The sequence below is a fragment of the Derxia lacustris genome (genome assembly GCF_002105195.1).
Taxonomy (GTDB): domain Bacteria; phylum Pseudomonadota; class Gammaproteobacteria; order Burkholderiales; family Burkholderiaceae_E; genus Derxia; species Derxia lacustris.
On record NZ_MUHU01000006.1, the window covers coordinates 1 to 21,619 of the forward strand.

23 protein-coding genes and 1 other RNA gene are annotated in these 21,619 nt (G+C 68.6%); 19 read left to right on the plus strand and 5 right to left on the minus strand.

All coding sequences use genetic code 11. The features are described 5' to 3' along the window. The 14 genes from B9P64_RS05715 to B9P64_RS05775 all read left to right on the plus strand — a co-directional run. The coding region (locus B9P64_RS05715; protein WP_217808652.1) for an electron transfer flavoprotein subunit alpha/FixB family protein at positions 1-484 on the plus strand (484 nt) is incomplete at its 5' end. 108 nt (positions 485-592) lie between these two features. After that, complete coding sequence (locus tag B9P64_RS05720) at positions 593-2,395, plus strand: acyl-CoA dehydrogenase (RefSeq protein ID WP_085315273.1); 1,803 nt, start codon at positions 593-595, stop codon at positions 2,393-2,395. A 25-nt stretch (positions 2,396-2,420) separates the two neighbouring features. After that, positions 2,421-3,503 carry a PA0069 family radical SAM protein gene (locus tag B9P64_RS05725; RefSeq protein ID WP_085315274.1) on the plus strand — a complete coding sequence of 361 codons (1,083 nt, stop codon included), beginning with the start codon at positions 2,421-2,423 and terminating at the stop codon, positions 3,501-3,503. 233 nt (positions 3,504-3,736) lie between these two features. Beyond that, on the plus strand, positions 3,737-4,000 hold the full coding sequence (gene rpsP, locus B9P64_RS05730; RefSeq protein ID WP_085315275.1) for a 30S ribosomal protein S16: 264 nt from the start codon (positions 3,737-3,739) through the stop codon (positions 3,998-4,000). A gap of 11 nt (positions 4,001-4,011) precedes the next feature. Then, complete coding sequence (gene rimM, locus B9P64_RS05735; RefSeq protein WP_235839906.1) at positions 4,012-4,557, plus strand: ribosome maturation factor RimM; 546 nt, start codon at positions 4,012-4,014, stop codon at positions 4,555-4,557. Positions 4,558-4,561: 4 nt separating this feature from the next. Beyond that, on the plus strand, positions 4,562-5,323 hold the full coding sequence (gene trmD, locus B9P64_RS05740) for a tRNA (guanosine(37)-N1)-methyltransferase TrmD (RefSeq protein ID WP_085315277.1): 762 nt from the start codon (positions 4,562-4,564) through the stop codon (positions 5,321-5,323). A 77-nt stretch (positions 5,324-5,400) separates the two neighbouring features. Next, positions 5,401-5,790: a 50S ribosomal protein L19 gene (gene rplS / locus B9P64_RS05745; RefSeq protein WP_085315278.1), complete on the plus strand. Its 390-nt coding sequence runs from the start codon at positions 5,401-5,403 to the stop codon at positions 5,788-5,790. 43 nt (positions 5,791-5,833) lie between these two features. Continuing rightward, a complete protein-coding gene (locus B9P64_RS05750) occupies positions 5,834-6,523 on the plus strand; it encodes a CoA pyrophosphatase (RefSeq protein WP_085315279.1) in 690 nt (229 codons plus the stop codon). Positions 6,524-6,568: 45 nt separating this feature from the next. After that, a complete protein-coding gene (locus B9P64_RS05755) occupies positions 6,569-7,516 on the plus strand; it encodes a CobD/CbiB family protein (protein ID WP_085315280.1) in 948 nt (315 codons plus the stop codon). A gap of 355 nt (positions 7,517-7,871) precedes the next feature. Beyond that, the gene (gene trxA / locus B9P64_RS05760) at positions 7,872-8,198 is read left to right on the plus strand and encodes a thioredoxin TrxA (RefSeq protein WP_085315281.1); all 327 of its coding nucleotides are present in this window, start codon (positions 7,872-7,874) and stop codon (positions 8,196-8,198) included. Positions 8,199-8,320: 122 nt separating this feature from the next. Beyond that, positions 8,321-9,583 carry a transcription termination factor Rho gene (gene rho, locus B9P64_RS05765; RefSeq protein ID WP_085315282.1) on the plus strand — a complete coding sequence of 421 codons (1,263 nt, stop codon included), beginning with the start codon at positions 8,321-8,323 and terminating at the stop codon, positions 9,581-9,583. Positions 9,584-9,741: 158 nt separating this feature from the next. Beyond that, positions 9,742-10,005 (plus strand): type B 50S ribosomal protein L31, encoded by a 264-nt coding sequence (locus B9P64_RS05770; RefSeq protein WP_085315283.1) that lies wholly within the window; start codon positions 9,742-9,744, stop codon positions 10,003-10,005. Positions 10,006-10,191: 186 nt separating this feature from the next. After that, positions 10,192-11,931, plus strand: coding sequence for an ArnT family glycosyltransferase (locus B9P64_RS24915; protein ID WP_176256736.1), 1,740 nt, complete (start codon positions 10,192-10,194; stop codon positions 11,929-11,931). A 38-nt stretch (positions 11,932-11,969) separates the two neighbouring features. Then, positions 11,970-13,409, plus strand: coding sequence for an MATE family efflux transporter (locus tag B9P64_RS05775; protein WP_176256737.1), 1,440 nt, complete (start codon positions 11,970-11,972; stop codon positions 13,407-13,409). 6 nt (positions 13,410-13,415) lie between these two features. Here B9P64_RS05775 and orn read toward each other — a convergent pair whose 3' ends face one another. Together orn and B9P64_RS05785 are read right to left on the minus strand one after the other, a co-directional pair. Continuing rightward, entirely contained in the window at positions 13,416-14,000 is a 585-nt protein-coding gene (gene orn / locus B9P64_RS05780; RefSeq protein ID WP_085315285.1) for an oligoribonuclease, read from the minus strand. 184 nt (positions 14,001-14,184) lie between these two features. Next, positions 14,185-14,994, minus strand: coding sequence for a DUF481 domain-containing protein (locus B9P64_RS05785; RefSeq protein ID WP_176256738.1), 810 nt, complete (start codon positions 14,992-14,994; stop codon positions 14,185-14,187). Between the two features lie 151 nt (positions 14,995-15,145). On the opposite strand from B9P64_RS05785, the gene B9P64_RS05790 reads away from it, so the two are divergent. From B9P64_RS05790 to B9P64_RS05800, 3 genes are read left to right on the plus strand one after another with little or no spacing between them, the layout of a single operon-like run. Further along, positions 15,146-16,429, plus strand: coding sequence for a M48 family metallopeptidase (locus B9P64_RS05790; RefSeq protein ID WP_085315287.1), 1,284 nt, complete (start codon positions 15,146-15,148; stop codon positions 16,427-16,429). Positions 16,430-16,485: 56 nt separating this feature from the next. Next, positions 16,486-17,529: a ribosome small subunit-dependent GTPase A gene (gene rsgA, locus B9P64_RS05795; protein WP_085315288.1), complete on the plus strand. Its 1,044-nt coding sequence runs from the start codon at positions 16,486-16,488 to the stop codon at positions 17,527-17,529. Between the two features lie 51 nt (positions 17,530-17,580). After that, positions 17,581-18,399, plus strand: coding sequence for a TIGR00266 family protein (locus tag B9P64_RS05800; protein WP_085315289.1), 819 nt, complete (start codon positions 17,581-17,583; stop codon positions 18,397-18,399). 20 nt (positions 18,400-18,419) lie between these two features. Here B9P64_RS05800 and B9P64_RS05805 read toward each other — a convergent pair whose 3' ends face one another. Further along, a complete protein-coding gene (locus tag B9P64_RS05805) occupies positions 18,420-19,130 on the minus strand; it encodes a glutamine amidotransferase (RefSeq protein WP_085315290.1) in 711 nt (236 codons plus the stop codon). A gap of 307 nt (positions 19,131-19,437) precedes the next feature. Between B9P64_RS05805 and B9P64_RS05810 the strand changes: the two genes are divergently transcribed. Beyond that, positions 19,438-20,118: a hypothetical protein gene (locus B9P64_RS05810; RefSeq protein WP_085315291.1), complete on the plus strand. Its 681-nt coding sequence runs from the start codon at positions 19,438-19,440 to the stop codon at positions 20,116-20,118. Between the two features lie 68 nt (positions 20,119-20,186). Here the strand turns inward: B9P64_RS05810 and B9P64_RS05815 are convergent, their stop codons facing one another. Then, on the minus strand, positions 20,187-20,486 hold the full coding sequence (locus B9P64_RS05815) for a DUF3861 domain-containing protein (protein WP_085315292.1): 300 nt from the start codon (positions 20,484-20,486) through the stop codon (positions 20,187-20,189). Positions 20,487-20,508: 22 nt separating this feature from the next. Next, entirely contained in the window at positions 20,509-21,321 is an 813-nt protein-coding gene (locus B9P64_RS05820) for a DODA-type extradiol aromatic ring-opening family dioxygenase (protein WP_085315293.1), read from the minus strand. 173 nt (positions 21,322-21,494) lie between these two features. Between B9P64_RS05820 and ffs the strand changes: the two genes are divergently transcribed. After that, positions 21,495-21,593, plus strand: an RNA gene (gene ffs, locus B9P64_RS05825) — signal recognition particle sRNA small type. Positions 21,594-21,619 lie beyond the last annotated feature (26 nt).

The window sequence follows — 21,619 nt, forward strand, 5'->3', positions numbered from 1 at the left end:
CACGGCCTTCGACCCGGTCGCCGCGACCGGCGGCAGCGCAGCCATCACGACGCTCACGCCCGCCGCCGCCAAGACCAAGAGCCGCTTCGTCGGCCGCGAACTCGCCAAGAGCGAACGCCCCGAACTCACCGCCGCCAAGATCATCGTCTCGGGCGGCCGCGGCATGGGCAGCGCTGAAGCCTTCAAGCTGCTGGAGCCGCTCGCCGACAAGCTCGGCGCTGCAATGGGCGCGAGCCGCGCCGCCGTCGATGCCGGCTACGTGCCGAACGACTGGCAAGTGGGCCAGACCGGCAAGATCGTGGCGCCGCAGCTGTACATCGCGGTCGGCATCTCGGGCGCGATCCAGCATCTGGCCGGGATGAAGGACAGCAAGGTGATCGTGGCGATCAACAAGGACGCCGACGCGCCGATCTTCGGCGTGGCCGATTACGGGCTGGTCGCCGACCTGTTCCAGGCCGTCCCGGAGCTGGTCGAGAAGCTCTGATCCAAGCCGCCGGCGCGACGGGATTCGTCGCGCCGCGCCCGACGCGGGGCGCCGTCCCGCCCTGAATTCACCCGACAGCGCCGCTACCAGCGCGCAAGAGAGAACGCCATGAGCTACACCCCGCCCGTGAAGGACATGCAGTTCGTCATCAACGAACTGGCCGGCTTTGAAGACCTGCTCAAGATTCCGGCGTGGTCGGATCTGGACGCCGATACCGCCACCGCCGTGCTCGAAGAGAACGCGCGCTTCAACAGCGAAGTCGTCGCGCCGCTCAACCACGCGAGCGACACCGACTACGGCAAGCTCGAAAACGGCGTCGTCACCACCGCGCCCGGCTTCAAGGACGCCTTCAAGCAGTTCGTCGATGGCGGCTGGCAGGGCATCCTGCATCCGGCCGAATACGGCGGTCAGGGCATGCCCAAGCTGCTCGCCACGCCCTGCATCGAGATGGTGAATTCGGCCAGCCTGTCGTTCGCGCTCTGCCCGCTGCTCACCGACGGCGCCATCGAGGCGCTGCTCACCGCCGGCAGCGACGCGCTGAAGACGACCTACATCGGCCCGATGATCGAAGGCCGCTGGACCGGCACGATGAACCTCACCGAGCCGGGCGCCGGCTCCGATCTGGCCCAGGTGCGCACGCGCGCCGTGCCGCAGGGCGACGGCACCTACCGCGTCAGCGGCCAGAAGATCTTCATCACCTACGGCGAACACGACTTCTGCGAAAACATCATTCACCTCGTGCTCGCCCGCCTGCCGGACGCGCCCGAGGGCGTGAAGGGCATCTCGCTGTTCGTGGTGCCCAAGTTCCTCGTCAATGACGACGGCAGCCTCGGCAAGCGCAACGACGTCTGGTGCGCCAGCATCGAGCACAAGCTCGGCATCAAGGCCAGCCCGACCGCCGTGCTGCTGTTCGGCGACGACAAGGGCGACGTGGGCCCGGGCGGCATCGGCTACCTCGTCGGCGAGGAAAACCGGGGTCTCGAATACATGTTCGTGATGATGAATGCCGCGCGCTTCGGCGTCGGCATGCAGGGCGTGGCGGTGGCCGAGCGGGCCTATCAGAAGGCCGTCGGCTACGCCAAGGACCGCACCCAGTCGCGCGACCTCACGGGCGGCAAGGAGCCGGTGGCGATCATCAACCACCCCGACGTGAAGCGCCTGCTGATGAACATGCGCGCCCAGACCGAAGGCGCACGCGCGCTGGCCTACGTGGCCGCTGCCTACTACGACGTGGCGCATCACTCGCCCGACGCCGAGGCCGCCGCGCAAGCCCAGGCCGACTATGAATTCCTGGTGCCGATCGTGAAGGGCTGGAGCACCGAGATGTCGATCCAGGTCGCATCGGACGGCGTGCAGGTGCATGGCGGCATGGGCTTCATCGAGGAAACCGGCGCGGCGCAGTACTACCGCGACGCCCGCATCCTGACCATCTACGAAGGCACGACCGCGATCCAGGCCAACGACTTCGTCGGCCGCAAGACCGCGCGCGATGGCGGCGCGCTGGCCGGCAAGTTCGCGGCCAAGGTCAAGGCCACCATCGGCGAGCTCGAAACCCTCGGCGATGCCGATTCGATTGCGGTCGCCACCAACCTCACGCAAGGCGTGAACGCCTTCGAGCAGGTCGTCGCCTACATCGCCAAGAACGCCAAGGCCGATCCCAAGGGCGTTTACGCGGGCAGCGTGCCTTACCTGAAACTCGCCGGTATCGTGTTCACCGGCTGGCAGCTGGCGCGCGCGCTGCTGGTGGCCAAGGCCAAGCTGGCCGGCGGCGAGACCGACAGGTTCTTCGTCAACAAGATCGCCACCGCGCGCTTCTTTGCCGAGCATTTCGTGAGCACGGCCTCGGGTCTGGGCAGCGCCATCGTCACCGGCGGCGCTTCGGTCAACGCACTGGCGCCCGAGGACTTCTAACCGTCAGGAGCGAGTAACGGACGCCATCAGGGGCCGAGGGGCCGTTTCCAATCCGGCCGGCCGCTTCGAGCGGCTGGCGCGCGAGGCCGATGGCGACTGGCGCAGCTTTGCGTCGCAGGGCGACGACGAGGCCGCGCCACCGCTCAAGACCCATGTGCGCTGCGAGCAGGCGCGCTCGATCATCGCGCGCAACGACTCGCCCGACGTGCCGTTCGAGCAGTCGATCAATCCCTATCGCGGCTGCGAGCACGGCTGCATCTACTGCTACGCGCGGCCGACGCATTCCTGGCTCGGCCTGTCGCCGGGGCTGGATTTTGAGTCGCGGCTGATCGCCAAGGTGAATGCCGTCGAGCTGCTCAGGCAGGAGCTGGCGGCGCCGGCCTACCGGGCCAGGCTCATCAATCTGGGCGCTGTGACCGACGCCTATCAGCCGGTCGAGCGCGAGCTGGGCATCACGCGCGGGCTGGTCGAGGTCCTTGCCGACTGCCGGCATCCGCTGGCTATCGTCACCAAGGCTAGCTTGGTCGAGCGCGACATCGATTTGCTCGCGCCGATGGCCGCCGACGGCCTCGCCGAGGTGTTCATTTCGATCACCACGCTCGACCACGATCTCGCGCGGATCATGGAACCGCGCTGCGCCAGCCCCGAGCGGCGGCTGCGCACCGTGCGCCGGCTCGCCGACGCGGGCGTGCCGGTCGGTGTGCTGGTCGCGCCGATCATTCCCTTCGTCAATGAGCCCGAGATCGAGCGCATCGTCGCGGCGGTTGCCGAGGCAGGCGCGCGCTCGGCGCATTACACCGTCATCCGCCTGCCGTGGGAGCTGACCGGGCTGTTCGACGACTGGCTGCTCGCGCATTTCCCGGATCGCGCCGAGCGCGTGCTCGGCCACATCGCCGCGATGCGCACCGCGCCCGGCGACGCGACCCGGCGCTTCAACGACGCCGACTTCGCCAGCCGCATGAAGGGCCGCGGGCCCTGGGCCGAGCTGATCCGGCAGCGCTTCCGGCTCGCGGTGAAGCGCGCCGGTCTCGGTCGCGCGATGACGCCGTTGCGTGCCGATCTCTTCGTGCCGCCCGAGCTGCCGGGGCAGCAGCGCCAGCTTTTCTAGCCGCCGAGCTGGACGCTCGGGAATCTCTCGCTATAATGCGCGGTTTCCTGCGGCCAAGCTCCGGCTGCGGAAGACGCGGATCGGGTTCCCAGCATGTGCGCATCGCGCCGGCCGGCCCGGTCCCGAGAACGTTCTAACGCCCCAAGGGGCATCGCAAACAGCGCGCTCGTGTTCGAAGACCCGGCCCAAGTGTCAGCCGCGCCGCCGAACCTCCGTCGTGCACAAGGAACAACATGGTCGTCATTCGCCTTTCCCGTGGCGGCGCCAAGCAGCGCCCCTTCTACAACATCGTCGTCACCGATTCGCGCAACCGTCGCGACGGCGCCTTCATCGAACGCCTCGGCTTCTACAACGCCGTTGCCCACGAAGGCGAAGAGCAAGTCCGCATCGCGCTCGACCGCGTCAACTACTGGATCGGTGTCGGCGCCCAGCCGTCGCCGACCGTGGCCCGTCTGGTCAAGGACTTCTCGAAGAAGGCCACCCAGCCCGCCGCCTGATGTCCGGCGCAATGACGCTGCCCGTGCCCGATGACCTCGTGGTCGTTGCGCGAGTCGTCGGTGCCTACGGCGTCAAGGGCTGGATCAAGGTGGAAGCGTTCTCGGCCGAGGCCTCGGCGCTCCAGAGGGCCGATCGCTGGTGGTTTGCACCGCGCGATTCGGGCCGTTGGGAACGCCGTGGCTGCGCCGACGTCAAGCCGCATTCCGGGCAGATCGTCGCCCGGATCGAAGGCTCGACCGACCGCGACACGGCCGAAGCGCTGCGTGGCTACGAGATCGCCGTCTCGCGCGCCGACTTCCCGGAACCCGAGCCGAACGCCTATTACTGGGTCGATCTGCTCGGCTGCGAAGTCTTCGCTGCAACCGACGGCAGTCTGGCCGGCAAGGTCGTGAACCTCATCGACAACGGCGCGCACTCCATCCTCGAAGTCCAGGTTGGCGAACGCGACGGCAAGCCGGTGACGGAACTCGTGCCCTTCGTCGATGCCTATCTGCGTGAGGTCGACGTGCCCGCCCGGCGTATCGTCGTCGACTGGGCCTTCGAGCCCCAGGGCTGACGCGATGGCGCTGCGCTTCGATGTCGTGACGCTGTTCCCCGAGATGTTTTCGGCGGTCACCGAAAGCGGCATCGGCGCCCGGGCGCTGCGCAACGATCTCTGGCGCTTCGCGGCCTGGAATCCGCGCGATCGCACCGTCGATGCCTATCGCCGCGTCGACGACCGGCCCTTCGGGGGCGGTCCCGGCATGGTGATGCTGGCCGAGCCGCTGGCGCAGGCGATCGAGGCGGCGAAGGCCGCCGACGACCGGCCCGCGAAAGTGGTGCTGATGTCGCCCCAGGGCGCCCCGTTCACGCATGCGCGGGCGGCGGCGATGGCCGAGGGCGACGCCCGGCATGTGCTGGTCTGCGGCCGCTACGAGGCCATCGACGAGCGCGTGCTGGCCAGTCTGGTCGACGAGGAAATCAGCCTTGGCGATTTCGTGCTTTCGGGCGGCGAGATCGCGGCGATGGCCGTCATCGATGCCTGCGTGCGGCTGTTGCCGGGCGCAATGAACGACGCCGAATCGACCGCCCGCGACAGCTTCGCGGACGAAGCGTCCGGCGGGCTGCTCGACTGTCCGCACTACACGCGGCCGGAACAGTGGCGCGACATGCCGGTGCCCGACGTTCTGCTGTCGGGGCACCACGCGAACATCGCGCGCTGGCGCCGGGAGCAATCGCTCCTCGCGACGGCGCGCAAGCGACCCGACCTGATCGGTCGGGCGCGTTCACTCGGACTGCTGAGTGCGCGCGACGAGCAGTACCTCAAGCAGTTGGAACAGTAGTTATCGCAACCCCATCCTCTGGCCGGCGCACAACCAACGTACATGCCGGTTCAAGATGGATCTCATCGGAGAGAGTTATGGCCGACATCATCCAGATCCTCGAGCAGGAAGAAATCGCCCGTCTGAACAAGACGATTCCCGACTTCGCTCCTGGCGACACCGTGATCGTCAGCGTCAACGTGGTCGAAGGCACGCGCAAGCGCGTCCAGGCCTATGAAGGCGTCGTGATCGCCCGTCGCAACCGCGGCCTGAATTCGAACTTCATCGTTCGCAAGATCTCGTCCGGCGAAGGCGTCGAGCGGACCTTCCAGCTCTACTCGCCGCTGATCGCGTCGATCGAAGTCAAGCGCCGCGGCGACGTCCGTCGCGCCAAGCTGTACTACCTGCGCGAACGCTCGGGCAAGTCGGCGCGCATCAAGGAAAAGCTGCCGGCCCGCAAGGTCAAGGCGACGGCACAGCAAGGCTGATTGCCGGCCGGCGGCGCTTGCGCACCGCCGGCATCGACACGCCATGGCCAAGCCCGGCTTCGATCCCGAACACGCCCGTCTCGTCGAGCCCGACGCGACGGGCGTGCGCATTCCGGACCGGCTGCTCACGCCCGACGCGCTGCGCGCGGTATTCGCCACGGAGCGCATCCGGACTGAGACCGCGCCCGCCGCCAACCTGATTCCCGCCGCCGTGCTGGTCGCGCTGATCCAGCGTCCGACCGGCCTGACGGTGCTGTTCACGCGCCGCACCGCGCATCTCAACGACCATGCCGGGCAGATCAGCTTTCCCGGCGGCCGCACCGATCCCGAAGACGCCTCGCCCATCGAGACCGCCTTGCGCGAAGCGCGCGAGGAAGTCGGGCTGGCCACCTCGGCGGTCGAGGTGATCGGCCAGCTGCCGCGCCACGACACCTCCACCGGCTTCGTCGTCACGCCGGTGGTCGCGCTGGTCGAGTCGGTCGAGGCCTTCACGCCCCAGCCCTTCGAGGTGGCCGAAGTCTTCGAGACGCCGCTGCACTTCCTCATGGACCCGCGCAACCACGAGCTGCGCGAACTGGCCTGGGACGAGGGCGGCGTACGCATGGCGCGACGCTTTCACGCGATGCCCTGGCACAACGACGGCGCGCGCTACTTCATCTGGGGTGCGACGGCCACGATGCTGCACGGCTTCTACTCGGTGCTGGCTGCGGAGCTGGCGCGCGGGGCGGCCTGAACCCTGCCGCTACAATCCTTCGACCCTGTCGCCAAGCCCCCGCCCATGACCTTCCTGTCCGTCGTCATCGCCTTGATCATCGAGCAGTTCAGGCCGCTGCGGTCCGACAACCTGGTGCATGACGCGGTCGCGGCGGTGATCAAGTGGATCGAGCATTCGATGAACGCCGGCGACCGGCGCCACGGCGTGCTCGGCTGGGTCGTGCTGGTGCTGCTGTTCGCCACCGTCACCGGCTTCGGCTACTGGCTGGCCTGGCTCGGCGGTCCGGTACTGCTGCTGGTGTTCGAGGTCGTCGTGCTCTACCTCACGCTCGGTTTTCGGCAGTTCAGCCATCCGTTCAGCGCCATCCAGGCAGCGCTCGATGCCGGCCAGCTCGACGAGGCGCGCGCCGTGCTCACCGCCTGGAAGCGCGAGACCGATCCCGAGTTCTCGGCCGAGCGGCTGTCGGCCGGCGAGGTGGCGCGTTCGGCGCTGCTGCGCGCGCTGCTGCTCGTGCATCGGCATGTGTTCGGCGTGTTCGTCTGGTACGTCATCCTCGGGCCGGTCGGCGCCGTGCTCTATCGCGTCACCGAAGGCGCGGCGCGGCTCTGGCACCACCCCGAGGCCGAGCGCTTCGGCGAATTCGCGCGCGGCGTGTTTGCGGTGATCGACTGGCTGCCGGTGCGCCTCACCGCGCTCGGCTTTGCCATCGTCGGCAATTTCGAGGACGCGATGTATGCCTGGCGCACCGGCAGCGCGCGCTGGGGCGATGAAACCGGCGCCATCGTCCTCGCAGCGGGCGGTGGCGCGATGGGGCTGTCGCTGGCTGGCGGCGCCGACCATCCGGTCGTGCTCGAAGCCTCGGGCGTGGCCGATGCCAGCGAAGCCGATGCCGGCCTCAAGCGCGAAGTCCGGGCCGAGCACCTCAAGGCGGCAGTCGGGCTGGTGTGGCGCGCGATGGTGCTCTGGCTGGTGCTGCTGCTGCTGTTTTCTGTCGCGATGTGGGTCGCCTGACGCGGACTTGCGCCATTCAGCGCGTGTCATCGGTGCGATTAATTGTTTTGCGTTGACAAGCCCGAAATGCTCGGGGCAGCATCCATCAATCGGCCCCCGTGTTTGAAGATGTTTTTGCGGGCGCGCTCGAATAGAACCGCGCCGCGAGGTTTATTTGTCGGCGGGTTGCCAGCATTCCTCAGACAAGCGCCGGTTCCAAACTGGCCGGTGGAATGTCCAGCCCGAATGCCGGCGGCACGCGAATCGTGATTGGCGCATTCGCGCAATTCCAGTTCCGAACCTTCCTGACATTCCTTCGGCAATTCTGCCGATCACTCCCGATTTCCTGCCTCACACTCCCTCCGAAAGGTCATGCATGAGCGACGCCATCCAGCACGTGTCCGATGCCAGTTTCGACACCGATGTCCTCAAGTCCGGCACGCCCGTCCTGGTCGATTACTGGGCCGAGTGGTGCGGTCCCTGCAAGATGATTGCTCCGATCCTTGAAGAAATCGCCAAGGACTACGACGGCAAGCTGGCGATCGCCAAGCTCAACGTCGACGACAACCAGGCCACCGCCGCCAAGTTCGGCATCCGCGGCATTCCGACGCTGATGCTGTTCAAGAACGGCGCCGTCGCCGCCACCAAGGTGGGTGCGCTTTCCAAGGCGCAGCTCACGAGTTTCCTCGAAGCCAATCTCTGATCCTTCTCGATACATCCCTCCCCGCGGGCGCCTCGCGCAGCCGGTTGCCGCCGGCTCCAGATCGCGAGTCCGGGCGCCCCACTTCCACCCCTCAATCGCTCGGCCCGGCCGAAGCTCCAGCAATGCATCTTTCCGACCTCAAGGCACAGCACGTTTCCCAGCTTCTCGAGATGGCCAACACGCTCGAGATAGAAAACGCGAATCGCCTGCGCAAGCAGGAATTGATGTTCGCGATCCTCAAGAAGAAGGCCAAGCTCGGCGAGCAGATCTTCGGTGACGGCGTGCTGGAAGTACTGCCTGACGGATTCGGCTTTTTGCGTTCGCCCGAAATGAGCTATCTGGCGAGCACCGACGACATCTACATCAGTCCGTCGCAGATTCGCCGATTCAATCTGCATACCGGCGATTCGATCGAAGGCGAAGTGCGCACGCCCAAGGATGGCGAACGCTATTTCGCGCTGGTGAAGGTCGACAAGGTCAACGACGTCACGCCCGAACAGAACAAGCACAAGATCATGTTCGAGAACCTGACGCCGCTGTTTCCGGACGAGCCGCTCAAGCTCGAACGGGACATGCGCGGGGAAGAGAACATCACGGCGCGCATCGTCGACATGATCGCGCCCATCGGCAAGGGCCAGCGCGGCCTGCTGGTGGCGAGCCCCAAGTCGGGCAAAACGGTGCTGATGCAGCACATCGCGCACGCCATCACGGCCAATCATCCCGAGGTCGTGCTGATCGTGCTGCTCATCGACGAGCGCCCGGAAGAAGTGACCGAAATGCAGCGCTCGGTGCGCGGCGAGGTCATCGCCTCGACCTTCGACGAGCCGGCCACGCGCCACGTCCAGGTGGCCGAGATGGTCATCGAGAAGGCCAAGCGCCTGGTCGAGATGAAGAAGGATGTGGTCATCCTGCTCGACTCGATTACCCGCCTCGGCCGCGCCTACAACACCGTCGTGCCCACCTCGGGCAAGGTGTTGACCGGTGGCGTGGATGCGAATGCGCTGCAACGCCCCAAGCGCTTCTTCGGCGCGGCGCGCAATGTGGAGGAGGGCGGTTCGCTCACCATCATCGCGACGGCGCTGATCGAGACCGGCTCGCGCATGGACGACGTGATCTACGAGGAATTCAAGGGCACGGGCAACATGGAAGTGCACCTCGAACGCCGTCTGGCCGAGAAGCGCGTCTATCCGGCCATCAACCTCAACAAGTCGGGCACCCGGCGCGAAGAGCTGCTGATCCCGAAGGAACTGCTGCAGAAGATCTGGGTGCTGCGCCGGCTCATCTATGACATGGACGAAATCCAGGCCATGGAATTCATCATGGGCAAGATGCGCGAGACCAAGAGCAATGCCGAGTTCTTCGACATGATGCGGCGCGGCGGCTGATACGGCGATTCGCCCGCTATAATCGGGGGCTTTTCGTCCCGGGCACGTGGCTGGCGCCGAGTGAAAGTCTTGATGTCGACGGGAAGCGGGCGGTCGGGTGACCGCAAGCGCTTCCGGACTTCCGCCAGGCCGGCGACCCAATAGCCAAGGAAAAACCCATGAAAGATGGCATTCACCCCGAATACCGCGAAGTGATCTTCCAGGATCTGTCGATGGACTTCTCGTTCAAGACCCGCTCGACGGTCCATTGCCGCGACAAGGTCACCTGGACCGACGGCAAGGAATATCCGCTGTACAAGCTGGACATCACCTCGGAATCGCACCCGTTCTACACGGGCAAGCAAAAGGTCATGGACACGGCCGGCCGCATCGACAAGTTCCGTCAGCGCTTCGGCAATCGCACCGGCAAGATCGGCGGCTGATCGCTTCCGCGTCGACCGCCGGGCCGAGGCCCGCAGCAAAAAGGCAGCCTCGGCTGCCTTTTTGTTTTTGCGCGCGATGTTGTTTCAAGGCTCGACGGCTTGATGTCGGGCAGCTTCCGCGCGACGCGACGCCGCCGCGCAATCCCGGCGCGGCATCATCCGCTGCCGCCCGTTTCCGATACCGCCATGGCCTCCCCGATTCCGTTACGCCTGACCGAAGCCGCCGCCGGCAAGCTGCCGCGCTGGGCGCTCGCCGTGATGCTCCTGGTCTATGCGCTGCCCGGCCTGTTTGGCCGCGACCCCTGGCGCGCCGACGATGCCAGCGGCTTCGGCGTGATGCTCACGATGGCGCGCGGCAGCCTCGCCGACTGGTGGATGCCGAACATCTTCGGCTCGCCGGTGCTGGGCGAGGGGCCGCTGTTCTACTGGATCGGTGCCGGCTTCATCCGGCTGCTGGGCGGCGTCATCACCGCCGACGAGGCGGCACGCGTGGCGACGCTGGTGGCCGGCGCGGGCGGCGCGGCAGCGCTCTGGTATGGCGTGTATCTGCTCGGGCGCCGGCCCGATGCCCAGCCGCAGGCGCTGGCCTTCGGTGGTCAGCCGGCGCCGCAGGCCTTTGGTCGCGCGGTCGCCGACGGTGCGCTGCTGCTGGTGCTGGCGACGCTCGGTCTGCTGGTGCGCGCGCATGAAAGCTCCCAGCCGATCGCCGGCTTTGCCTGCGCCTGTCTGGCGCTGTTCGGACTGGCGCGTTCGCTCGACCGGCCGATTGCCGGCGCACTGAGCTTTGGCGCGGCGGTCGGCGCGGCCGGCCTCACGCTGGGCTGGACCTCGGCCGCGATCTGGCCGTTTGCGGTCGCGCTCGCTGCGGCGATCTCGCCGTCGTTCCGCCGGCTCGGGCTGGCGTGGCATGCAATCGCCTGGTCGACCGCCGCCGCGCTGCTGGCGCTCTGGCTGCTGCCGCTCGCGACCCAGTTCGGCGACGCCGGGCGCGGCTGGCTCGACAGCTGGCTGCTGCAATCCCAGGCCGACTGGTGGATCGCCAGTCCGCGCCTGTGGAGCTTTTATCCGCAGAACGCGGTGTGGTTCCTGTGGCCGCTGTGGCCGATCGCGGTCTGGGGCGCCTGGGTCTGGCGTCAGCACTGGCGGCTGCCGCAGTTCGCGCTGCCGACGGCGGGGCTGTTGGCCGGGCTGCTCTACATCGGCTTTGGCCGCACGCCGGGCGACAGCGCGCTGCTGGTGCTGATGCCGGCGATGGCGATGCTCGCCGCGTTCGGCCTGCCCACGCTGCGGCGCGGCGCGTCGAACCTGATCGACTGGTTCGCGCTGATCGCCTTCACGCTGTTTGCGCTCTGGCTGTGGTTCACCTGGATGACCACGCTGTCGGGCTGGCCGCCGCGTTATGCGCTCAATCTGGCCAAGCGCGCGCCGGGCTGGGAGGGCCGGTTCTCGTTCGCCGAGCTGCTGGTGGCGGCGGCGGTCTGCGTCGGCTGGGTGCGGCTGGTGCTGTGGCGGGTGCGCGAGCAGCCCGAGGTGCTGTGGCGCAGCGCGGTGCTGTCGGCCGGCGGCATCACGCTGTGCTGGTCGCTGTTCATGACCTTTCTGTTGCCCTATGTGGACTATGTGAAGACCTATCGCCACGTTTCGGCCGAGCTGCGCACCCAGCTGCCGGCCGGCGAATGCATCCAGGCGGCCGACGTGGGCCTGCCGCAGCGCGCCTCGCTGGTCTACTTCGACGGCTATCGCATCGGTGGCAGCGAATGCGGCTGGCGCCTGCGCCACGAGAACCGCAACGCGCCGCTGGCCGCGCTCGACAAGTCGCAATGGCAGCCGGTGTGGACCGGCCGCCGGCGCACCGACCCGACCGAGCGCTTCACGCTGTACCGGCGCGTCGGCGCGCCTGCCGTCGCCGCCGCGCCGCGCCCATGACGGCGCCGGCCGAGCCGCCCTCCGCGCCGGCTGAAGCCTTGTCCGCAACAGCCGGGCAACCGCCCGAGCCTGCCCGCCCGACCCACGCGCACGCGCTCGCGCGCCTGGCCTGGCCGACCGCCATCGGCCAGCTCGCGACGATGAGCTTCGCCGTGCTCGACACGGTGATGGTCGGCCGCGCGCCGGGCCATGAGCTGGCGGCGCTGGCGGTGGGCGGCGCGGCCTACATCAGCATCTTCGTCGGGCTGATGGGCGTGGTGCTGGCCATCGGGCCGATCGCCGGCCAGCTGATCGGCGCCGGCAAGCCGCGCGAAGCGGGCGCCGAGTTCCGGCAGGCGGTGTGGCTGGCGCTGCTGCTGTCGGTGGCGGGTTGCGCAGCGCTGATGTTCCCGGCGCCGTGGATCGCCTTCGCCCAGCCCGATCCGGCGCTGGTGCCCAGGATCGTCAGCCAGCTGCACTGGCTGGCCCTGGCCTTGCCGGCCGGGCTGCTGTTTGCGGTGTGGCGCGCCTTTGCCAATGCGCTCGCGCGGCCGCGCCTGCCGATGGCGATCCAGGTGGCGGCCTTGCTGGCGCTCAAGCTGCCGCTGAATGCGGTCTTCATCTTTGGTGCCGAGCTTGGCCCGTTGAAGCTGCCGGCGCTCGGCGCGCCCGGCTGTGCGCTGGCGACGGCCATCTGCTACTGGGGCCAGTGCATCGCGGCGCTGGTCGCGCTGCGGCGGGCGCCGGCGCTGCGCGACTGCGCCATTCTCGGCGGCGGCTTCGAATGGCCGCGCCGGGCGGCGCAGCTGCGGCTGCTCAAGCTGGGGCTGCCGATGGGCGCGTCGATCCTGGTCGAGGTGACCGGCTTCACCTTCATGGCGCTGTTCATCTCGCGCTTCGGGCCGGTGGCGCTGTCGGGGCATCAGATCGTCGGCAACCTGGGCGCGCTGATGTTCATCCTGCCGTTTTCCATCGGCAATGCGACCACCACGCTGGTGGCCCAGGCCATCGGCGCCGGGCAGGCGGCCCGCGCGCGGGCGCTGGGCGTGACCGGCATGCGCGCCGGTCTGATCGGCGGGGTGGCGCTGGCCGCAGTCGTGTGGCTGCTGCGCGAGCAAATCGTCGGGCTTTACACGCGCGATGCCGAGATCGCCGCTGCCGCGCTCGCGCTGCTGCCGCTGGTCGCGCTGTTCCATGCCGGCGATGCGATCCAGTCGACCACGGCGGCGGTGCTGCGCGCGCACAAGATCGCCACCGCGCCGATGCTGGTGAACGTGTTCGCGATGTGGGGCGTGGGGATTGGCGCGGGCGCCTGGCTGGCCTTCGATCCGCAAGGGCTGCTGCCGGTGGCGGTGCATGGCGCGACCGGCTTCTGGATCGCGGCGGCGGTGAGCCTGTATGTCACGGCCGCGCTGCTGCGCCTGCTGCTCGCGGCGACCTGGCGTGCAAGGCCGGGCGCGCCGTCGGGCATCGGCCGGCGCCGCGCCGGCATGACCTGAGTCCGCTTACAGCTTGAGGAAATGCTCGCGGTAGTGGCGCAGCTCCTCGATCGATTCGCGGATGTCGGCCAGCGCGGTATGCGCCTGCGCCTTGCGGAAGCCCTCGACCACGCCCGGCTTCCAGCGCCGCGCCAGTTCCTTCAGCGTGCTCACGTCGAGGTTGCGGTAGTGGAAATAGCTTTCCAGCTTGGGCAGCCAGCGCGCCATGAAGCGGCGGTCCTGGCAGATGGTGTTGCCGCACATCGGGCTCTTGGACTTGGGCACCCACAGGCGCAGGAAGTCGAGCAGCACGCGCTCGGCCTCGTCCTCGTCCACGGTCGAGGCCTTGACCTTGTCGATCAGGCCCGAGCGGCCGTGCGTGCCCTTGTTCCAGGCGTCCATCGCGTCGAGCGCGGCGTCGCTCTGGTGCAGCACGATCACCGGCCCCTCGGCCAGCAGGTTGAGCTGGGCGTCGGTGACGATGACGGCGATCTCGAGCACGCGGTCGGTGTCGGGCGACAGGCCGGTCATCTCCATGTCGACCCAGACGAGGTTGTCGTCGTGGCGGCCGGTGACGGGCGCGGGAGCGGCGGGTGCGGCGGATTCGGTCATGGCGGCGGAGGCAGGGCGCCTCGGTGAAAGCGAACGGAGGGCGGGCGCGGCGGTGCGCGGTCCGGCAAAAGCAAACGGCCGGCCATCGGTGAGGACGGTCGGCCGTCGAAGGCGGCGGATTGTCGCATGGGCTCCACCCGCCAAACGCCCGAGCTGGCGGGCCTTCGGCGCGCGCCGCTGCGGCTCAGAACTTCACGGTCACGCCGGCGGTCAGCAGGGTGTCGGTCTTGTGCACGCCGGCCGGCACATCGCCGTTGAACTTCCAGAGCAGGCTCAGCTGCATGGCGAGCGGGCCGACCAGCTTGCTGGTCAGGCTCGATTGCAGGATGGCGCGCTGCGAGGCGTCGCCCAGGCCCGGGTAGTAGGCCAGGCTCTGCTTGAACACCGCGTTCTCCGACAGGTTGTAGGCCCAGTCGTCGCCGAGCAGCAGATCGGCGCCCTTGCGGTCCGCATTCACGATGTTGTCCTGGATCGTGTAGGCCACACCGGCATAGAAGTTGAGCTGGTTGCTCTGCTCGTTGATGACGCGCCGGCCAAAGCCGCCGCCATAGCTTTGCAGCAGCGTCAGGTCGGCGAGCGGATCGCGCTGCAGGTCGCCGGTGAGGAAGGCGAAGGTCTGGCGGTTCAGGTTCTCTTCGTAGCGCGCATTGAACATGGCGTTGTTGGCGGTGCGGGCGCCCTCGGTGCTGGCGCGCACGGCATTGGCCTTGAACAGGATGCGGTCGACCTGGGTGCTCTTCTGCGCATCGCCGTTGAAGTTGAGCTGGGTCGAGTCGTTGTTGCCGCGCGAGAAGGTGGCGCCGACGCCGAGGGTGCCGGTCCACTGGTCCTGTTCCTTCCAGTTCCAGCTGTCGCTCGGCAATGCCAGCACCTTCTCGGTCCCGGTCTGGGCCAGCGCCGGCTGGCTGGCCAGTGCGCAGCCGGTGACCAGCAGCAGGCTGGCGCTGCGCAGTACAAAACCGGCGCGCGCGGCCGGGCAGAAATTCTTCTTCATTTGGGGGATGACCTTTCGCATCGATGCCGGGGCGGAGGTGGCCCGCGGCGCACGGCAGGCGTTATCCCATGCGCCGCGGCTGGCCTCCAATGCGTTTGCGTAAAGTAACGGCACGGTGCCGACAGCAATGGCGCCGATCCGGAGTGTTCAGATGTCTTCTTCATCGTTGTTGCAGGCGCCGCAGTGGCTGGCGCTGGCGTTCTCGCTGTGCTTCATGGCGTCGTTCGGGCTGCGCCAATGGCTGGCGCTGCGCCAGATCCGCCATGTGGCGCGCCATGCCGATGCGGTGCCGGCGCTGTTTGCCGACCGGCTGCCGCTCGATGCGCATCGCAAGGCGGCGGCCTACACGGTCGCGCGGGTGCGGCTCGGCATGCTCGACGGGCTGATCGGCGCGCTGCTGCTGCTCGGGCTCACGCTGTTCGGCGGCATCGGCGCGCTGCATCTGTGGCTGCTCGACTGGCTCGGCACCGGGCTGGGGCAGCAGCTGGCGCTGGTCGGCGCGGTGCTTGCGCTCGGCTCGGCGGTCGATCTGCCGCTGGCCTGGTATCGGCAGTTCCGGCTGGAGCAGCGCTTTGGCTTCAACCGCATGACGCTGGGACTCTGGCTGGCCGATCTGGTCAAGGCCACGGCGCTCGGTCTGGTGCTGGGCGCGCCGCTGCTGGCCGCGCTGCTGTGGCTGATGAATGCCGCCGGCGAACGCTGGTGGCTCTGGGCCTGGGCGCTGTGGAGCGGCTTCAACCTGCTGCTGCTGGTCATCTTCCCGACCGTGATCGCGCCGCTGTTCAACAAGTTCGTGCCGCTCGACAACGAGGCGCTCAAGACCCGCATCGAGGCGCTGATGGCGCGCTGCGGCTTTGCCAGCAAGGGCCTGTTCGTGATGGACGGCAGCAAGCGTTCCAGCCACGGCAATGCCTACTTCACCGGCTTTGGCCGGGCGCGCCGCATCGTGTTCTTCGACACGCTGATCGAGCGGCTCGCGCCGGTGGAAGTGGAGGCGGTGCTGGCGCATGAGCTGGGCCATTTCAAGCTGCGCCATGTGACGCGGCGCATGCTGTCGGGCTTCGCCATCTCCTTCGGCGTGTTCGCGCTGCTCGGCTGGCTGGCGCAGAAGAGCTGGTTCTATCTCGGGCTCGGCGTGACGCCGATGCTCGACAGCTCGAATGCGGCGCTGGCGCTGCTGCTGTTCTTCCTCGCGATGCCGGTGTTCGGCTTTGCCTTCGGGCCGGTGGGCAGCTGGCTGTCGCGCCGCGACGAGTTCGCCGCCGATGCCTTTGCCGCGCGCCAGTCCGATGCCCATGCGCTCATCAGCGCCCTCGTCAAACTCTATGAAGACAATGCCTCCACGCTCACGCCCGACCCGCTCTACTCCGCCTGGCACGACAGCCATCCGCCCGCGCCGCTGCGCATCGCAAGGCTTGCGGCGCTGGGCGGCTGAGTGCGCGGCATGACGGCGGCCGGCGCGCTGCAAGCTCTTGCAAGCCGGAGCGCGGCATGAAGCGCGGCCGAGAAATCGCCGCCGCCGACAAGGCCGCGCGCGGCAAGCGCAGCGAAACCACCGGCGACGGCAGCCGCTTCGGCGAGGTCATCGCCGCCTACGGCCGGCACTTCCGCGTGCGCGTGGACGGCGCCGACTGGCACTGCCTCACGCGCGGCAAGAAGAGCGAGGCCGCCTGCGGCGACCGCGTGCGCGTGACGCCCCAGGGTGCCATCGACGCGGTGCAGCAGGGCGTGGTCGAGGAGGTGATGCCGCGCCGCAACCTCGTCTACCGCTCGGACCAGTTCCGCCAGAAGCTGCTGGCGGCGAATGTCGATCGCATCGTCATCGTGGTCGCGGCCGAGCCGACGTTTGCCGACGATCTGCTGTCGCGCGCGCTGGTCGCGGCCGAGAGCATCGACGTGCCGGCGCTGATCGTGTTCAACAAGGTCGAGCTGGCGTCGGCGCCCGCGGCGCGCGCGCGGCTCGCGGCCTATGCCGAGTTCGGCGCCGAGATCGTCGAGGTGTCGCTCAAGGTGGCGGCTGCCGATTCGCTCCAGGCCACGCAGCAGGCGGCGCTCGATGTGCTGTTGCCGCGTCTGGCCGGGCCGCTGCCCACGGCCGAGCTGCTGGCGGCAAGCGCAGCTGGCGCGCCGACCAATCTGGTGCTCGGCCAGTCGGGCATGGGCAAGTCGACGCTGGTGAACCTGCTGATCCCGGGCGCGGCCGCCGCGACGCAGGAGATTTCCGAGCGGCTCGACTCCGGCAAGCACACGACCACCTTCGCCCAGCTGCATCAGGCCATGCTGCCCGATGGCCGCGCGCTGCGCATCGTCGATTCGCCGGGCTTTCAGGAATTCGGCCTCGCGCATCTGACGGCCGAGGAAATCCAGAACGCCTTCCCCGAGTTCCGCCCGCATCTCGGCGGCTGCCGCTTCTACAACTGCCGGCATCTCGAGGAGCCGGGCTGCGCGGTGCTCGGCGCGCTCGCCAGCGGCGACATCACGCCGCGCCGGCATGCGCTTTATCGTCAGCTGCTGTCGGATGCCGGGCTGCTCTGACGCCGGCATCGCAGCTCATCCCGCCACCACCCGTTCACGAGGAGAACCGTCATGGCCATGGACGTCGTCGATTACGAAATCAAGGGCAACGAGATGCAGTTCGTCGAGGTCGAGCTCGACCCCGGCGAGGCGGCCATCGGCGAGGCCGGCAGCATGATGTTCATGGAAGCCGGCATCGCGATGGACACGGTGTTCGGCGACGCCTCGGGGCAGGGCGGCGGCGGGCTGTTCGGCAAGCTGCTCGGCGCCGGCAAGCGGCTGGTCACGGGCGAATCGCTGTTCACGACCGTGTACACCAACCAGGGCCAGGGCAAGCGCCGCGTGGCCTTCGCCGCGCCCTACCCGGGCAAGATCATTCCGATGGATCTCAACTTGCTCGGTGGCACGCTCATCTGCCAGAAGGACGCGTTTCTGTGCGCGGCGCGCGGCGTGTCGCTCGGCATCGCCTTCCAGCAGCGGCTGAGCACCGGCTTCTTCGGCGGCGAGGGTTTCATCATGCAGAAGCTCGACGGCGACGGTCTGGCCTTCGTGCATGCCTGCGGCACGATCGAGCGGCGCACGCTGCGCATGGGCGAGACGCTGATGGTCGATACCGGCTGCGTCGTCGCCTACACGCCGAGCACCAGCTTCGAGGTGCAGTACGTCGGCAAGATCAAGACCGCGCTGTTCGGCGGCGAGGGGCTGTTCCTGGCCAAGCTCACGGGCCCCGGCACGATCTGGCTGCAAAGCCTGCCGTTCTCGCGGCTGGCATCGCGGGTGTTCGCGGCGGCGCCGCAGCGCGGCGGCAGTCGTGAAGAAGGCTCGCTGCTGCCGGGCTTTGCTGCGGGCGGATTGCTCGGCGGCATCTTCGGCGGCGACAGCAGCGACTGAGCGCCGTCGACCGCCCGCCCTCAGCCGCCGAGGCCGTTGTCGGCCAGGAACTCGCGCAGCATCGCGGCCAGGGCGGGCTGCACGCGCGGCGCGCAATCGTTCGCCTGCCGACGCAGCAGCCCGATCGGCACGCCCGCCGCCGCCAGCTCGCCCACATGCGCCACGTACCAGCGCTCCAGCCCGGCCGGGCTGCCTTCGATGTGGAATTGCAGCGCGAGCCCGTGGCGACCGAAGGCAAACGCCTGATGCGCGTACTGCGCCGATCCCGCCAGCAGGGTTGCGCCCTTGGGCAGATCGAAGGTGTCGCCATGCCAGTGCAGCACCGGCGCATCGGCCGGCAGCGCGCGCAAGGGTGAATCGGCGCCGGCCGCGGTCAGCGTGACGGGCTTCCAGCCCAGCTCCACCCCGTTCGCGCCGGGATAGACGCGCGCGCCGAGTGCCGCCGCCATGATCTGCGAGCCGAGGCAGATGCCGATGACCGGCCGCCCGGCCAGCAGCCGCTCGCGCACGACGGCGATCTCCTCGGCCAGAAAGGGGAAGTCGTCCTGCTGGTAGACACCGATCGGCCCGCCCAGCACGACGAGCAGATCGGCCGCGCGGGCGCGCTCGGCGAAGTCGGGCCGCACGGGCACCTCGACCATGTCGATGGCGAAGCCGGCCGCTTCGAGCAGCGGGCCGAGCGCGTCGAGGTCTTCGAAGGAAACATGGCAGAGCGCGACGGCGTGGGTCATGGCGGGCGACGGGAAGAGTGGCGGGGACGGGCGCGATGTTCCCGCGGCGCGGCAGGCGCCGGCGAGCGCTTCCCGCACATGCGGGGCTGTCGGGGTCTGAGCGGTCGGCCTTGTCCGCCGCGCGGCGCCGTCCGACGGCGGCCACTGTCGGACCGGTAGGAAAACATCACCCGCCGATCTCCGCCGCGCTGACCGGCCGTCGGGCGGATGCCTCGTCGCAGGGCGGCGCAGCGCTTCCCAAACTTCAGTCGTGGCGCGCCGATGTCCGGCGGCCCGGTTGCAAGGCTGCATTCCCTGGGAGGTTCGCATGGCCATTACCGACATCGACAAGGCTTCCGTCGCAACCCAATCGCGCGCCAGGCCGGCCAAGGCGGCGTTCGATTCCAGCGTCGACGCCACGCGCGACGCAGGCAATACCGCGCTCGACGCCGCGCGCGACCTGAGCGAGAGATCGCTCGACGCCGCGCGCGACATTGGCCATCAGGCGCTCGACGCCACGAAGGAAATCGGCGACCGGACGGTCGATGCGATCGACGATCGGCCGCCTGCCGCGCCGCTGACCGGCTTCGATCCGGTCGAAGTGCAGGCCCGCGCCGACGCGCTGATCGACCAGAGCAAGGAGCGGATGGAGGCCAATGCCTCGGTCATCACGCAGGCGATGGTGAATTCCATCGAGGGCACGATGGCCGCCGGTCAGGCATTGGTGGCGAGCGCCAGCGCGGCGGCCATCGGCGCGGCGGCCGGCATGGTGACGAGCCTGACGGGCGGCGCGACGGCGCTCGACCGGGGCGTCGATGCCGCGCAAGCCGCCGGCGACGCACTGGCCGACGCTGCCGATGCGCAGGACGCGGCCATCGGCGACCGGTTCGACGATGACGCCGACGAGATCGGCGCCTCGGCCGGGGACGCGGTGGATGGCGATGACGCGCGGGTCGGCGACGACGAGCCGCAACCGGCCGTGGGCGTGAATGCGCCCCGGCGCCGGTAGGCCGGCGCAGCGCGCTCAGGCAGCCATCCGTTTGCGGTGGATGGGTGGCTGCTGTCGCGCCAACCGCCTCAGCCCGCGTCCGACCCCTTCTTGAGCCGCTTCATGAAGTCGCGGAAATGCGCCGAGAACTCGCTGAACAGCGGATGGCTGCGGTTTTCGAGCATGACCTCGCTGAACAGCTTCAGGCCGACGGCCAGCGCGGCGCCGGTGTCGGGCGCGAAGTCGCCGCGCGCCTGCATGCGTTCGACGATGGCGAGGATGTCGTCATGGTTGCCGGTTTCGAATTGCAGTGGCGCGGCATGGGTCGACGGCGCGCCCTGCGGATCGCTCAGATGCTCGACGGTGATGCGGTAGCGGTGCTGTTTCATGGGCGGCTTTCGGCGGTGAGGCTCAGTCGAAGCGATAGCCCGAAATGCGCCAGCCCATCGCCAGGTCGTCGAAGCTGTGCTTGCCCGCATCGGTGCCGGCCGCGCCGGCCACCACCATCAGCGGCAGCAGATGTTCCTCGCGCGGATGGGCATGACGCGCGAACGGCGCGGCTTCCCAGCCGGTGAGCAGGGCGTCGCGCTCGGCCGGCGGCGCTTCCACGGCGGCGGTCAGCCAGCGGTCGAATTCCTCGGTGCCCGGCACCGCGCGGCCCGGCACGCTGCCGCGCACGCGCAGGTTGTGAAAGCTCATGCCGCTGCCGGCGATCAGCACGCCTTCATCGCGCAGCGGTGCCAGCGCCCGGCCGATGGCCAGATGCAGCGCCGGGTCGAGGCTGTGGTGCAGCGACAGTTGCAGCACCGGAATGTCGGCCTCGGGCGTGACGAGCAGGAAGGGGATGAACACGCCGTGGTCGTAGCCGCGCTCGGCGTCGACATGGGCCGGAAAGCCGGCCGCGTTCAACAGCCCCGACACGCGCGCCGCGAGCGCCGGATCGCCGCTCGCCGGAAATTTCAGCTGATAGGTGTGCTCCGGAAAGCCGTAGTAGTCGTAGATGAGTTCGGGCCTGGCGGCGCCGGTGAGCGCGAGTTCGCCGGTTTCCCAGTGGCCCGAGATCACGAGGATGGCCTTGGGCTTCTCGGGCAGCGTCGCGACGAGGCCGCGCAGCCAGGCGGCGAGCTTGTCCCAGGCGTGCGGGTCGCCGGGCCAGTCCATGAAGAAGCAGGGGCCGCCGCCGTGCGGAAGGTAGACGGTCGGCTGGCGCAGCGGGGTGGACATGGCAATTTCCTTCTAACTAGAACTAAATGCGCATCATAGGGGCGACGATGCTGGATGTGGCGTGGCCGTCGCGGCTGGTTTCACCTGCGCATTCCGGCCATGGCAAGCGGCGTTTTCGGACCGGTTGGCGGTGCCGAAAGGGCTGGGTCGCCGGGTCGGATACAATCGCCAGCGGTGGGCCCCCTCGCATTGGAGCGTCGTGAACCTGGTCAGGTCGGGAACGAAGCAGCCACAGCGATTACCTTCAAGTGCCGAGGACAAGGCTCACCACCCTCTTCCCCCCGCAGTTCCGCAGCGC

What these genes read in the sequence shown, in the direction of transcription:
- B9P64_RS05810 (WP_085315291.1), top strand. Translation starts at nt 19,438, where the DNA reads ATGGCCATTACCGACATCGACAAGGCTTCCGTCGCAACCCAATCGCGC.
- B9P64_RS05820 (WP_085315293.1), bottom strand. Translation starts at nt 21,321, where the DNA reads ATGTCCACCCCGCTGCGCCAGCCGACCGTCTACCTTCCGCACGGCGGC.
- trmD (WP_085315277.1), top strand. Translation starts at nt 4,562, where the DNA reads ATGGCGCTGCGCTTCGATGTCGTGACGCTGTTCCCCGAGATGTTTTCG.
- orn (WP_085315285.1), bottom strand. Translation starts at nt 14,000, where the DNA reads ATGACCGAATCCGCCGCACCCGCCGCTCCCGCGCCCGTCACCGGCCGC.
- rsgA (WP_085315288.1), top strand. Translation starts at nt 16,486, where the DNA reads ATGAAGCGCGGCCGAGAAATCGCCGCCGCCGACAAGGCCGCGCGCGGC.
- B9P64_RS05750 (WP_085315279.1), top strand. Translation starts at nt 5,834, where the DNA reads ATGGCCAAGCCCGGCTTCGATCCCGAACACGCCCGTCTCGTCGAGCCC.
- rpsP (WP_085315275.1), top strand. Translation starts at nt 3,737, where the DNA reads ATGGTCGTCATTCGCCTTTCCCGTGGCGGCGCCAAGCAGCGCCCCTTC.
- B9P64_RS05805 (WP_085315290.1), bottom strand. Translation starts at nt 19,130, where the DNA reads ATGACCCACGCCGTCGCGCTCTGCCATGTTTCCTTCGAAGACCTCGAC.
- B9P64_RS05785 (WP_176256738.1), bottom strand. Translation starts at nt 14,994, where the DNA reads ATGAAGAAGAATTTCTGCCCGGCCGCGCGCGCCGGTTTTGTACTGCGC.
- rplS (WP_085315278.1), top strand. Translation starts at nt 5,401, where the DNA reads ATGGCCGACATCATCCAGATCCTCGAGCAGGAAGAAATCGCCCGTCTG.
- rho (WP_085315282.1), top strand. Translation starts at nt 8,321, where the DNA reads ATGCATCTTTCCGACCTCAAGGCACAGCACGTTTCCCAGCTTCTCGAG.
- B9P64_RS05790 (WP_085315287.1), top strand. Translation starts at nt 15,146, where the DNA reads ATGTCTTCTTCATCGTTGTTGCAGGCGCCGCAGTGGCTGGCGCTGGCG.
- B9P64_RS24915 (WP_176256736.1), top strand. Translation starts at nt 10,192, where the DNA reads ATGGCCTCCCCGATTCCGTTACGCCTGACCGAAGCCGCCGCCGGCAAG.
- B9P64_RS05800 (WP_085315289.1), top strand. Translation starts at nt 17,581, where the DNA reads ATGGCCATGGACGTCGTCGATTACGAAATCAAGGGCAACGAGATGCAG.
- rimM (WP_235839906.1), top strand. Translation starts at nt 4,012, where the DNA reads ATGACGCTGCCCGTGCCCGATGACCTCGTGGTCGTTGCGCGAGTCGTC.
- B9P64_RS05755 (WP_085315280.1), top strand. Translation starts at nt 6,569, where the DNA reads ATGACCTTCCTGTCCGTCGTCATCGCCTTGATCATCGAGCAGTTCAGG.
- B9P64_RS05720 (WP_085315273.1), top strand. Translation starts at nt 593, where the DNA reads ATGAGCTACACCCCGCCCGTGAAGGACATGCAGTTCGTCATCAACGAA.
- B9P64_RS05770 (WP_085315283.1), top strand. Translation starts at nt 9,742, where the DNA reads ATGAAAGATGGCATTCACCCCGAATACCGCGAAGTGATCTTCCAGGAT.
- trxA (WP_085315281.1), top strand. Translation starts at nt 7,872, where the DNA reads ATGAGCGACGCCATCCAGCACGTGTCCGATGCCAGTTTCGACACCGAT.
- B9P64_RS05815 (WP_085315292.1), bottom strand. Translation starts at nt 20,486, where the DNA reads ATGAAACAGCACCGCTACCGCATCACCGTCGAGCATCTGAGCGATCCG.